Consider the following 12904-nt stretch of genomic DNA (forward strand, 5'->3'; position numbering starts at 1 on the left):
GTATAATTTATTTAAATTATACACATCTTCACATGCCCCGCGAGAACCCGAAAACAGCGAGTGGTCACCATCGATGTCCTGCGCGGCCTTCGCAACGAAGGTTTCGAGCCGTTCATGGTCTGCCAGACGCGCGTGCGCGATGAAGGCAAACGCGAGCATACGAAACACACGATCCGCTTGCGTCACGCCCAACAAGTCACCGGCCGCGAAGCTAACGAAATCATCCTGCTCAATTCCCACGACGGCACGACCAGCTACCAGATGCTCGCGGGCATGCTCCGCTTTGTCTGCCAGAACGGCATGGTCGCGGGCGACAACGTGGCGGATAGCGCCATAGCGCGATCACGAGACGTCGTGCCACCGCGACGATTGCAATCCGTCGGGCCCGGCGATTCGGACCCGTGCCCTGGGTGCGCTGGTTGAACCACTGCGTCAGTGCACTCTCGGGTTCGTAGCGGATCCAGGACCACGACATCTCGATCAGTAGCGCCCGCACCCGCCGGTTACCCTGTTTGCTGATGCCCTGGTCCACCTGGCTCTCGTCGCTGTCGTAGGGCTGCGGTACCAGACCGACGCACGCGCCAACCTGCCGGCGGTTGCTGAATTCCCGCCAGAAGAGTTCCAGCGCCAGTCGCGAGCCGCCAACCGGCCCGATACCGGTCAGGCGCGTGAGATGATCGACCCGGGCGCGCACCGGCGCTGGCAGGTTGATCGAACGCGTCTTCTCCAAGGCGGCCAATTGCTGCTCGGCAAGTGCCAGTCGTTCACATTCACGTGCCAGCCGTTCGTGGAGCTCTGCTGGCAGGGGGGCGTCATCGTGACACCGGAGCTCGCCGCGGGCGAGCCGGCCGGCGAACTTCCTGCTGTCGACGTCATCCCAGCATCCGAGCGTGACCAGCAGTTTGTGCATGCAGTCGCGGTGCTGCAGCACTTCCTTCTGCAGCTGTCTGCAATCACGCATCAGATGGCGCGACGCTTCGTCCTGCAGCGACAGTCCCCGGATTGCGCGCATCCAGGCGCGCAGGTTGATGACGAGTCTGATCGCATCGAGCCGGTCCGTCTTTGCCCGGCGTTTCTGGCGTTGAACGGGAATGCTCGCGGGATCGACGACATAACATTCGATCCCGCGAGCCTGCAGCGCGCGACATATCCAGAATGCGTCCTGGCCGGCTTCGCAGCTCACGACAACCCTCACGTCCGCCGGCAGCATCCACTGCTTCTTGTACTGGTCAATCAGGGCCGGCGCTGCCTACAGGCGCAGCATCGCCTGGGGTTACAGGACTGTCACGGCGGCCGTCGTGGAGTGCAACCTTCCACTTGCCAGCTGCGAGTTCAAAAGATTCCGCGAGGAAAATGTCGCCCATATCCTTCGTATCTGCCAGATCTGTGCGCATGATGCCCTCCGTTGGGCAAGCCTCAACGTGCTGAGTCTACGGCCCGGTTCGTTACCTCTCCTGCAACATAGAATCTAGTGCTTATAGGGTAGGGGTCTACCAGGATGACAATCCTAGCCGGGAGCCACCAAATCCAAACGTCAACCGATGATAAGGCCCCATTTACGGCATGATGGGATACCCTAACTGTCGACAGTTTTATACTAATGAGGTGTTGACACTATCAAATTGCCAACATATCGTTAATCCATAGGCTCAAGCGCGCATGGACGGAGGCGCACATGTCTATATGTTTCGTAATGCTAATTACGTTTCTCATGGACTATCGATATGGACAATATTGGCTCACCCTCAACGACGCGCGTTCCGATGGCTGCGTACGACCGCCTGTCAATTCTTATTCACTGGGCAATTTTCGTCCTCGTCGTCACTGTATGCACACTCGGTTTTCTGTTTTACAAGCTCGATTACCGGACGTCTCAAGCCTACGCCAGCTATTACTATTGGCACCGCTCGCTTGGTGAAATCATCTTCGTACTGACTATATTCAGTGTTTTTCGCCGGACCACGAGGACACCTCCTCCAGAATTTCCCGATGTGCCGTGGCGTGCAACCGTTGCTCGCGTCACGAAATCGCTCCTGCTGGTGCTATTGATTCTCGTACCGGCATTCAAGCTGTGGCGGGGAGCATATGGAACCATGGGATGGACCTTTTTTGCGTGGCATATCCCCGGAATTTGGCCTCCGAATGAACCTCTCGGACGATTTTTGACCGCTGCGCACTATTACAGCGCATTGGCTCTTATTTTTCTGAGCGCCTTGCATTCGCTGGCGGCAATTTGGCATCAGTTCGTAAAACGAGATTCGTTGCTTAAGCGTATGAGTCCGCTTTAAATTCACACCAAGGAGAAGATAAAATGCAATTTTTCAACCATGCAATCGCTCTGAAGAAACATTTCGTTGTTGCTGGCGTCGCCGTGCTGGTGACATCGGCGGCATTCGCGGCCGAGCCTACCGTTGCGACCTTCAGTACACCAGGATGGGATACCAAATATCTCATCAAAGGGCAGGAGCCTTTCAAGATTGCGTCGCTGGCTCTGGACGTCAAGAAGAAATCGAAGGTGCTCATCCAGTTCTCCAGCGAAATCTCGTCGGAGCACGCTCAGAACTGTCCGTGCTACATGCGTGCTCTCGTCTCGATGGACGGAGGGAAGGCACGGCCCATCAAGCGAATCAACGTGGGTAGCCCTGCCGCGCACGACATCGACAAGTACGACAACGACCGACAAAACCTGGATGGCACCACTATGTTTGACGCGGCGCCGGGCAAGCATACGTATGAACTGACGTTTCAGCAGGTCGATACGAACGGGAACGATCTCGAGATTTACTACCCCAACTTTCATGTGATCGCATTCCCAGAATGATTGTTTAAGCCCGCGCTGGCAACAATCCCAGCGCATCGCAGAAAGGTCTTCAAGGAGCGGCTATGATTTTCAGGAATCGACTTTCGGTCACACTTGTCTTTTCCGTATTGTTTGCGCTATGCGGGGAATCGACCGCTGCGACTGGAGAAATTCCCGAGACGTTGAAGAAGGCAGGCACTTTGAATGTCGGCGTCAAATGCGATGCTCCTCCCGCTGCATTTCTCGACACGAATGGCAAACCAGCCGGGATAGATGTCGACTTCTCCAGATATATTTCTAGCCACGCTTTCGGCGATGCAGACAAGGTGAACTTCACCTGCGTCACATCGGCTACGCGCATACAGATGCTCGTGAGCGGAAAAGTCGACCTTGTCATAGCGACGATGTCGCCTACCGAAGAACGCAAGCGCGTCGTGGACTTTACGGACTCGACGAATTGGGGAGCCGCAGGAATTCTGATTCGCCGAGGCGACAAATATTCCCGTCTCGATGATTTCGACGGGAAAACCATCATTTCACTGAAGGGTGGATGGCAAGCTCAATACCTGAAAAGTCACTACCCAAAGATCCATCTTGTGCTACTCGACAGCATGAACGATGCGATCACCGCAATGCGGCAAGGGCGTGCGGATGGACTGGCCGAAGATGTCAAAGCGTTGCTGCCCACGGCTTCCAGAGACCCCGACATGGTCGTCTCTGATATCAATTACGGAATAAGCTGGGGTGCCCCCGCTGTCCGAAAAGGCGACGAGTCGCTACGCGTCTACATCAATAAGCTGATCGAGGAGGCAAGACGAGACGGCACTTTCGAAACGTCAGTCAAGAAATACACAAGTGGGCCTCTGCAAGAAGCTGTGCTTCGAGGATACCTCCGGCCTGCCCCTGACGGCAGCACGCCGCAAAATTCTATCTTGAAGTAGCTCTTTCGCCACAGCGCTGGGACTCGTTACCACGACGTCCCATCTACTCCCATCGCCTCGTCCGTTCGCTGGCAGTATATTTAGTATACCAAACTATTTGACACGAAGTTGTTTATTATGAGGAATTCTATGAGCAACATTGAGGTGATAAATCCCTTCAGCGGAGACGTCGTCTTCTCCGAGGAGTCGGAGAGTCTGGAAGAAATCAGTTCCAAAATATCGCGACTGAGAGCGGCGAACATAGCATGGTCGTCCCTGAGCGTGCATGCCCGCGCAGAACTGATCCGAAATGCCCTCAGTTACTTCCGCGAACGTCGCGACGGCATAGCATCGGCAATAACCTCAGAAGTGGGCAAACCGGTTCGAGCGGCAGCAGAAGAGCTCGATTTCATGATCGAGCGAGCGCTGGTCATGTGCACGCTGGCCGAACAAGGCGCCACGTCACCGTACGCGATTGCGGGCCGTGACGATTTCCAGGGGCGCATGGAATATGTCTCCAAGGGAGTGGTCTACATCATCTCTCCATGGAACTACCCGCTCTTTTGCGCAATCAACGGAACAATCTGCGCCCTGTTGACTGGCAGTACCGTGCTGCTGAAACACACGACGGCGCCATCAGTCGGACGACACTTCCGAAACGCGTTTAATCAGATGGGTGGCATAGAGAATCTGCTCCTCGACGCAGTGATCGATTATCGTGCGTCGGCCCAAATCATCGAAACGTGCGACATAAACCACGTCATATTCACGGGCTCCGTGCAAGGTGGCCGCGCCATTCAAACAAGTCTTGCAAACAGGGCAAACAACGACATATCCAACCCTTTTCTGACCTACACGCTCGAGCTGGGTGGGAACGATGCGGCCTACATCGCCGAAGATGCCGATCTCGCGCATGCAGTCGAATCGACCGTGAATATCGGTCGATTGCACAATTCAGGACAGTCCTGCTGTGCAGTAAAACGCGTATTCGTCCACGAAAAGCATTACGAGTCCTATCTCGCGGCCGCGAAAGACGCAATGAACGCCCATCGCTTCGGCGATCCAACAGACCCGTCAACAACGCTTGGACCGCTCTTCAGTCGGGAACCCGCAGTGCGAATGCTCAAAAGCCTCGTCGACGATGCCCAGAAAAACGGTGCTCGCATCGTCTGCGGCGGGCACGTCGTATCCGTGGGCAAAACCCTGTTTATCGAGCCCACCCTGTTGGCCGACGTATGTGCAGATATGAATGTGATGCGTACGGAGACGTTTGGTCCCGTGCTGCCCGTAATGCGTGTCAGTTCCGATGACGAAGCCATCCGCATGGTTTGTTCGAGCCTATACGGCCTCACATCGGCGATTTTCACGCGATGCCGAAGCCGGGCAGAACAGTTCATCACCCAGATGAATACGGGAACGGTGTTCGTCAATCGATGCAACTTCGTCGACGCCCGCCTAGGCTGGATCGGATATGGACAATCCGGCAATGGTGCCGTCTCGCTCTCTCCATTCGGACTTCAGTCAATGAGCAACCTCAAGTCCGTCAACATCGATCCGACCTATTTAAGCCAAAACTGAGCTACATCACTCTATCAATGCCGAGGAAACAATGAAACGACTCTTGACGCTGTCCATCGCCAGTACCCTGTCCATGCCGGTCTTTGCACAAAGCAGCGTCACGCTCTTCGGCATTATCAGTGATGGATTGAACTACACCAGCAACGATGGCGGCAAGCATGCGGTACAGCTTGCAAGCGGATATATCCAGGGAACCCGCATCGGTATGCGGGGGACCGAAGATCTTGGCGGCGGCATGAAGGCCACTTTCTTTCTCGCTAACATATTCGATGTGAACAGCGGCAAACTCGCACAAGGCCTCATTTGGGGACGACTGGCCTACGTCGGGCTCGAATCGTCGCACTTCGGCAGCGTGACTATGGGTCGACAGTATGACTCCGTCGTCGACTATGTTGCGCCGCTGACTGCGAATGGCAATTGGGGGGGCTACCTACTGGCACATCCATACGATAACGACAATACCGACACGTCGAATCGGGCAAACAACACGCTCAAATACAAAAGCGTCACTATTTCGGGCTTCACGTTTGGCGGTACTTATAGCTTCAGCAACACACCCGGCTTCGCGGACAACAGGGAACAAAGTGTTGGCGCCAAATATTCGTATGGTCCTTTCACCATCGGTGCGGGATATCTCGACGCATCCAAGCCCGGCAATGGCACGATGGGAGCGTTGACCAATACCGACAGCATTTTCGTCGCCAATCACATGCGAACCTTCGGCGGCGGAATCAACTATGCCATTGGCGCTGCATTGCTGGGTTTCACCTACACACGTACCGATCTGGAGGACCCGGTTTCTTCCATCTATGTCGGCTCGTTGAGCCTCGCGTCAGGCGTACCCCTCACCTATTTGAGGTACGAGAATTTCGAACTGAACGGGCTCTACCAATTTACGCCTGCGTTTTCGGTCGGGGCTCAATATGTTTACACGGAGTCGTCGGAATCGAGCGCGCAGAACGATGCCAGAGTTCACTACCACACGGCTGGCGTTAGCGCAGATTACCTTCTGTCCAAGCGCACCGATGTCAACCTGCAAGGTGCGTACATGAAAGTCGGCGGAGGTACGTCTGGAACCATTCTCGATCGCGCTTATGTGCCAGGCTCTGCCGGCGTCTCGTCGAACAACCATCAGTTCGTCATTCGCCTCGGTCTGCGGCATAAATTCTGATCCGCAACGATCTTCGCCCTACTTGCTCGTAGACGCAGCCTGCCAATCAAACGGCAGGCTTTTTTACATCGTGATCATGATGCGCTGTCCGCGTTTCCAAGGACAATTCGGGAAATCGATTCTCGTCCGACGCTCCGATTGCGACAGTGAGTTCCATGGGAGCCATCACACGGCTTTTTGGTAAGCGCGCAGAAATGGGCGTCTAGCACTCAGTGATCTGACCGTGCAGGCTATGTCCACTGATTTTCAGTGGACACCTTATGACAGAACAACACTCAGAAACGTCGTGCCTGAAGGTCGTCACCGTAGGCAAAGACGGCAAGCGCCGTTTTGATCGGCGGACCAAACAGCGGCTGGTCGACGCTTGCCTCGAGCCAGGGGCGTCAGTAGCGGGGCTCGCACTCAGACACGGAGTCAATGCGAACTTGCTGCACAAATGGATCAAGCTACACCAGCAACGGCTGGCTGGTGCTTCAACGCAGTCGCCGACGGCAGAGCCGGCATTCGTGCCGGTCGTCAGGGTCAGCGGCGAACAGGCACTCGTCGAACTCGAGTGCAGATCCGCGATATCTTCTTCGCCGGAAACGACGGCTAGTTCGCCGACGGTTCACGCGGCCCCGTCTACGTTGACGGTCCAGATGCCCAACGGCATCACGCTCAAGCTCGAATGCATCGGCAACGACGCGTCGCTGCTATCGGCCATGATCGAAACGCTGGGGCGGTGTGATGTTCCGGCTGGACGATGAGCTGAAGGTCTACGTGCATCGCGACGCCGTTGACTTCCGCAAGAGCATCAACGGTCTTGCAGCCATCGTCGAGCAATCGATGAAGCTCGATCCATTCGCGCGCGCGGTGTACGTGTTCAGCAATCAGCGGCGCGATCGCATCAAGATGCTGTTGTGGGACCGTAACGGATTCTGGCTCCTCATGAAGCGACTCGAGCAGGACCGCTTCGTTTGGCCGCGCAAGGAAGCCGTGCTCAAGCTGCGAACGGAGCAACTTCACTGGTTGCTCGACGGCATCGACATCGAAGCGATGCGCGCGCATCCGACGCGCTACTATCAGCGCGTGACCTGAAACGCGAGCCAGCATCGCTGGTCTAATCCGGCGATGCCGCCACCATCCTCATCCCCCACCGACGAGCTACAGGCGCTGCGCGCACAACTCGCTGCCATGAAGGGCGAGTTACGCGTGGTGACCGTCGAACGTGATCTGCTGCGCGAGAAGCTCAAGGCCTATCAGCGGCAGCTGTTTGCCGCCAAGAGCGAAGTGCGCGGTGCCGAACAACGCGACCTCTTCTTGAACGAAGCAGAAGCGGCCGCAACGGGATGCGAGCCAGCGCAAGAGACCGAAACGGAACAGAGCATCGAGGTCGGCGCGCACGAACGCAAGAAGCGTGGGCGCAAGCCGTTGGACCCGATGCTACCGCGGGAGATCGTACGTCACGAACTGCCCGATTCAGAACGCGTCTGCGCACACGACGGCCACGCGCTGGTCGAGATCGGAGCCGAGATCAGCGAGCAACTCGATATCGTGCCGCAGCAGGTTCGTGTCATTCAGCACCAGCGAATCAAATACGCGTGTCCTTGCTGCGGCCTCGGCATCAAGGTGACGCCGGCACCGGCCCGCATCATCCCGAAGGGCTTACTCACTGAATCGGCACTTGCATGGGTGGTCGTGAGTAAGTTCGCTGACGCGTTGCCGCTGTATCGAATCGCCGCGCTGCTGCACCGTTTCGGTGGCGATCTCTCACGGGGCACGCTGGCAGCCAGCGTAGTGCGCGTCGGCACGACCGTGCAGCCGCTGATCAACCTGATGCGCGATCACCTGCTTGAGGCCGACATCGTCTACGGCGATGAAACGACGGTGCAGGTATTGAAAGAGCCAGGCCGTGCCGCACAACGCAAGAGTTACATGTGGGTACAGATGAGCGGCACTGGTCCGCCCGTTCGATTGTTCAGTTACAGCCCGACCCGTAGCACGGCACAGGCCGCGGTGCTCTATGCTGGCATCAAACCCGGCGCGGTGTTGATGACTGACGGCTATGAGCCGTACAACAATGTCGCTGACGCCAATCGACTGGTGCATCTCGGATGCTGGGCGCATGCGCGACGCTACATGATCGACGCCGAAGAGAATCTGCCGAAGGCGCAGCGTGGTCGCGATCATCCCGTCAGCGAATTCATTCGACTGATCGGGCAGCTCTTTGCGATCGAATCGCGCTGCGAGAACATAACGCCAGCGGATAGGCTGCTCGCGAGACAGCGCGAGAGTCGTGTGATCCTCGAGCAGATCGAGGAGCTGCTCCTGCGCCAGTTGCACGCTGTGTTGCCACAAAGCGCCTTCGGCAAAGCGCTGCACTACTTGCAGGGCCAGTGGCCGAAGCTCATTCGCTACGTCGAGAACGGCGCGTGGCCGATATCGAACAATGCTTGCGAGAATGCGATCAGGCCGTTCACAGTCGGGCGAAAAAACTGGCTCTTCTACGACACAGTCGCCGGCGCGAATGCCGCAGCCAACCTGTATTCGCTGATCGAAACGTGCAAGGCAAACAACGTTGAACCGTACGGCTATCTCGTCGCGTTGTTCAAGGCGTTGCCGCTCGCACACAGTGCCGACGATTACGAGGCGCTGCTGCCTTGGCACCTCGCCACTTCCACGGACTGACGCACACCCGGTCGCCTCGCGCAAGACACGTGGTTTATTGCGCGCTTACGCTTTTTGACGCGTGGCGCCTCGCATTCGATTGATGCCCCCAGAGGAACACATGGGCGAGCATCGCGCTCGCCCATGTGTTATTTGTGATTCGAGATGAATCTGCGCGCCCGCTCGGTTGTCGGAGCTGTAAAGAACTGCTCAGGCGAGCAGTCTTCAATGATCTTCCCTTCATCCATGAATACGATGCGATCCGCACAGCGGCGCGCAAAACCCATTTCGTGCGTCACAACGACGGACGTCAGACCATCAGCGGTCAATTCGGCAATGATCGATAGAACCTCTCCAACAGTCTCCGGGTCCAGAGCGGAAGTGGGTTCATCAAATAGCATCACGTCCGGTTTCATCATCATGGAGCGGACAATCGCGACTCGTTGTTGCTGACCACCCGAGAGCTGCGCAGGATATGCGTGCGCCTTGTCAATTAGACCTACTCGCTCCAGCCACGCCAAGGCATTTTTTTCCGCTTCGTGGGCCGACAAGACATGTTCCCGGATCGGAGCGAAGGTCAGATTGCTCAGCACATTGAAATGCGGAAAGAGCGAGTAGTTCTGAAAGACCATCCCCATCCTTTGCCTGACACGCCGCCAGGAGGTCTCACTAAGAGCCTCGATATTCTCCCCATGAAAGCGGATCGTGCCGTCGTCCGTTTTCTCGAGTCCGTTCAGGCATCTGATGAAGCTGCTTTTGCCTGATCCGCTCGATCCCATCACCACGATGCGCTGCCCGGCTTTGATGGATAGGTCAATACCTCTCAGTACCTCGAGACTTCCATACCGCTTTCGCAGCGCCGATACCTCAAGAATGGGTGAACCCATTTGCTCCTCCCGTTTTTCGACTGGGCATACCGCTCAATGAAGGCCGGCTGACCGGCTCATTCGCCGCTCCAATCTCTTCGTGAACCGCGTAAGCGTCGATCCCGCTGCAAAGTACACAATCAGAATGAAGGTGTACACCGTTATCCCGGGCATGCCCCCCTGAAAATACGCAGATCGCTCGATGATGATCTGTGCACTTTTCAGGAGTTCAGGCGCTCCGACGAGTGCGCCGAGCGACGTAGACTGGAGCAATACCGTACATAGCCCTGCATATGCGGGAATGATTGGGCGGACGGCCTGCGGAACGACAATGGACGCAAAAATGCGGAATCTGGAAAGCCCAAGTGCACGGGCACTTTCGATCTGATGTTTCGCGACTGAATTGATACCACCACGGACAATTTCCGCGCCATTCGCTCCGCCCCATAGCGAGAGGCTCAAAACAGTCGCCTCGATTGGACCGAGTCGCAGTCCAAAGGCCGGCGCACCGAAGAAGACAAAGAAGACATTGACAATGAGCGGCACGTCACGGAGAAATTCGATGATGATGCGAAATGCTCCTCGTACAATCGCGTTCTTCGATGTCGCCAATCCACCGAAGGTAATCGCGATGATCGTTGTGAAGCCCACACTGGCCACGAACATCGCCCCCGTGAGAATGGCCGCCCTCAGAAAAAATCCGCTGTTTGCGTAAATCAGTTGCAGGTTCATTTTCCGAAGCCCCGCCCTAAATGATGTTCAACCAGATTTGCGAAAACAGACATGCAGAGAACGATCACCAGGTACCCAACGAACAGCGCAAAGAAATTCTCAAGGCTGCGATATGACGAAGCGATGTTATCCATCGCCACATACGTCAACTCGGGGACACCGATCGCTGTGAGCAACGCAGAGTTCTTCGTGATCGAAACGGAGGTGTTCATCAACGCAGGAACCACGGTTCGTGTCGCTAACGGCAACATGACGAACAGATAGATCCTCAAAGGATGAATACCGAGTGATCTCGCTCCTTCGATCAGCGCGCGCGGAAGGTTCAGAAGCGCCCCGCGCAGATTTTCGATTTGATACGCTCCGCCCCACACGGAAAGAACAAGAATCCCCGAAAGCGTTGCGTCTACTCTTACTCCAAGTTCCGGAAGCCCGAAATAGAAGAAGAAAATCTGCACGAGTAGAGGCGTATTTCTGATTAGCGCAATGTATGCGCGAACCACCCTTCGTACGTACGGCACTTCGAAATACAGAACCGCAGACCCGATATAACCCAGCACGAGCGAGCAGAGAATACATGACCCTGCTACAACGATTGTCATGCGTAGTCCGACGAGTAGTGCGGGTGCAGCCGACAGCAGATATGTCCAATCAAAATGCGAAGTGCTATTCATGCGCCTGTCTCATTTTGTACGACGAAGTAACTTGCACGTATTGAGATCCATGCTCGTAGTGCCCAGGTCGAATGCAAACGATGCTCGCAGCCGCATATTCAAACAGCGTTCTGCGTTAGGGCCCTCAGTTCTAGAGTACGAGTCGATAATATAACTGTCAACAGTTTTATTGAACAGATTGTCAACACTTGCTATGCTTCGCCTGTGCATAAGGAGAAACCAATGTCCAAAGTTGTTAGCGCCTCGTCGCCGTTTCAGTCGCAGGAAGTCGCTCAGAAGCGTCAGCCTCTGGTTGAGACGGTCACCAGGGAAGTGTCGGCGATCATTCTCGAGGGCGAGCTGAAACCCGGGGACAAGCTGAACGAGGTTGAGATCGCCCGGCGGCTCGGCGTGAGCCGAGGCCCGGTTCGCGAAGCGGTTCGCCAACTGCAGGAAGCGGGACTGCTCGAATCCGAGCCTTTCAAAGGCTCATATGTGCGAAGCCTGAACCAGCGCGAAGTTGCTGAACTGTATGCACTGCGCTCCTTGCTCGAAAGCGCTGCAGTCGCAGACGCAATCCGGCTCGCGACACCAACCGATCTCAGCGCCATTGAAGAGGCACTGCATGAGACCGAGACTGCCGCGTTGTCCAACGCCAAGAGCCGTATGATAGAGGCCGATGTTGCCTTTCATACCGCCATTTGCCGTGCTGGCCACAATGAGCGGATCACGTCGACCTTCATCAAACTCGCTTCGGAATTGAGGCTTGTCCATCTGCTAATGAATCCGGACCCCGCACAAATGCGCGCGGTAGCGAAAAGTCACGCGACGCTGCTCAAGGATATTCGTGCGCGTGGTGCCGAGCGTGCTGTCAGCGCGATTCAACGGCTGCTCAATATCGAGCGGGACGAAGTGCTGCAATACCTTGGGCCTCACGGCGACAGCGTCGTCGCGCCCGTCATCGAAACGACGGAAGAGATGCCCGAAATCAGCTCCTCCTTGGGCGGCCGGATCACGGTCCGACCGCATCGCATGGAGGACCTGCCCCTTCTCGCGCGAATGAACCGCGAACTCGCCGACGACGAAGGACATCGTAACAAGATGACGGTGCCGCAACTCGAAGAGCGTTTCCGGCAATTCATCGACGACGGTTGGCAAATCGATCTCTTCTATCTCGACGAGGAGATCATCGGATACGCGACCCACAGATACGAATCCGATCCGTCCAACCCGAAAGCGCGTCAGATCTACTTGCGGCAGTTTTATATCGTGCGTCATCGACGCCGTGGGGGTGCAGGACATCTCGCATTCGACGAGTTGGTCAAGATACGCTTCCAGCCCGGCGAACGTATCTACCTCGAAGTGATTGAAAATAACCCTGGTGGCAAGGTGTTCTGGCTGCGCACGGGTTTCACCGTCTACGGCTCGATCATGGAGCACACCATCGATCTGAGCGACAAACTCGGGTAACCCGCACGCGTATCGCGGCAGGCTCCTGTCGAATGAAATCTTCACGAGACAGGAGCCATTTTTGCCCGCTA

The 12904-nt window shown here is 56.2% G+C and carries 12 protein-coding genes and 2 pseudogenes; 10 read left to right on the forward strand and 4 right to left on the reverse strand.

Going from position 1 to position 12904, the window contains the following annotated elements:
• Positions 1-48: 48 nt before the first annotated feature.
• Positions 49-357: pseudogene (locus BLV45_RS10170) on the forward strand (DUF932 domain-containing protein); the annotation flags it as partial.
• On the opposite strand, the pseudogene BLV45_RS10175 reads toward BLV45_RS10170, so the two are convergent.
• A pseudogene (locus tag BLV45_RS10175) lies at positions 326-1394 on the reverse strand (IS110 family RNA-guided transposase); the annotation flags it as partial. The pseudogenes BLV45_RS10170 and BLV45_RS10175 overlap by 32 nt on opposite strands.
• Before the next feature lie 330 nt (positions 1395-1724).
• Between BLV45_RS10175 and BLV45_RS10180 the strand changes: the two are divergent.
• The 8 genes from BLV45_RS10180 (at position 1725) to tnpC (ending at position 9136) form a co-directional block, all read left to right on the forward strand.
• Positions 1725-2288 carry a cytochrome b gene (locus tag BLV45_RS10180; RefSeq protein WP_090532344.1) on the forward strand — a complete coding sequence of 188 codons (564 nt, stop codon included), beginning with the start codon at positions 1725-1727 and terminating at the stop codon, positions 2286-2288.
• Between the two features lie 23 nt (positions 2289-2311).
• Positions 2312-2821: a hypothetical protein gene (locus BLV45_RS10185; RefSeq protein ID WP_090532346.1), complete on the forward strand. Its 510-nt coding sequence runs from the start codon at positions 2312-2314 to the stop codon at positions 2819-2821.
• Between the two features lie 62 nt (positions 2822-2883).
• Positions 2884-3741, forward strand: coding sequence for a transporter substrate-binding domain-containing protein (locus tag BLV45_RS10190; RefSeq protein ID WP_090532348.1), 858 nt, complete (start codon positions 2884-2886; stop codon positions 3739-3741).
• Positions 3742-3870: 129 nt separating this feature from the next.
• Entirely contained in the window at positions 3871-5298 is a 1428-nt protein-coding gene (locus tag BLV45_RS10195; RefSeq protein WP_090532350.1) for an aldehyde dehydrogenase family protein, read from the forward strand.
• Between the two features lie 31 nt (positions 5299-5329).
• Positions 5330-6469, forward strand: a complete 1140-nt coding sequence (locus BLV45_RS10200) for a porin (protein WP_090532352.1) — start codon at positions 5330-5332, stop codon at positions 6467-6469.
• Positions 6470-6729: 260 nt separating this feature from the next.
• Positions 6730-7215 (forward strand): IS66-like element accessory protein TnpA, encoded by a 486-nt coding sequence (gene tnpA / locus BLV45_RS10205; protein WP_090532353.1) that lies wholly within the window; start codon positions 6730-6732, stop codon positions 7213-7215.
• Positions 7196-7546, forward strand: a complete 351-nt coding sequence (gene tnpB / locus BLV45_RS10210) for an IS66 family insertion sequence element accessory protein TnpB (RefSeq protein WP_090532355.1) — start codon at positions 7196-7198, stop codon at positions 7544-7546. The genes tnpA and tnpB overlap by 20 nt, the downstream gene beginning before the upstream one ends.
• 33 nt (positions 7547-7579) lie before the next feature.
• Positions 7580-9136: an IS66 family transposase gene (gene tnpC, locus BLV45_RS10215; protein ID WP_090532357.1), complete on the forward strand. Its 1557-nt coding sequence runs from the start codon at positions 7580-7582 to the stop codon at positions 9134-9136.
• A gap of 128 nt (positions 9137-9264) precedes the next feature.
• Here the strand turns inward: tnpC and BLV45_RS10220 are convergent, their stop codons facing one another.
• From BLV45_RS10220 to BLV45_RS10230, 3 genes are read right to left on the reverse strand one after another with little or no spacing between them, the layout of a single operon-like run.
• Positions 9265-10002: an amino acid ABC transporter ATP-binding protein gene (locus tag BLV45_RS10220; protein WP_090532359.1), complete on the reverse strand. Its 738-nt coding sequence runs from the start codon at positions 10000-10002 to the stop codon at positions 9265-9267.
• A gap of 33 nt (positions 10003-10035) precedes the next feature.
• Positions 10036-10713: an amino acid ABC transporter permease gene (locus BLV45_RS10225; RefSeq protein ID WP_090532361.1), complete on the reverse strand. Its 678-nt coding sequence runs from the start codon at positions 10711-10713 to the stop codon at positions 10036-10038.
• Positions 10710-11384, reverse strand: a complete 675-nt coding sequence (locus tag BLV45_RS10230; protein ID WP_090532363.1) for an amino acid ABC transporter permease — start codon at positions 11382-11384, stop codon at positions 10710-10712. Before BLV45_RS10230 ends, BLV45_RS10225 begins: the two co-directional genes overlap by 4 nt.
• 222 nt (positions 11385-11606) lie before the next feature.
• Between BLV45_RS10230 and BLV45_RS10235 the strand changes: the two genes are divergently transcribed.
• A complete protein-coding gene (locus tag BLV45_RS10235) occupies positions 11607-12833 on the forward strand; it encodes a GNAT family N-acetyltransferase (RefSeq protein ID WP_090532366.1) in 1227 nt (408 codons plus the stop codon).
• The last annotated feature ends 71 nt before the right edge of the window (positions 12834-12904 follow it).

It is taken from the genome of Paraburkholderia sartisoli, assembly GCF_900107685.1.
In the GTDB taxonomy this organism is placed as follows: domain Bacteria; phylum Pseudomonadota; class Gammaproteobacteria; order Burkholderiales; family Burkholderiaceae; genus Paraburkholderia; species Paraburkholderia sartisoli.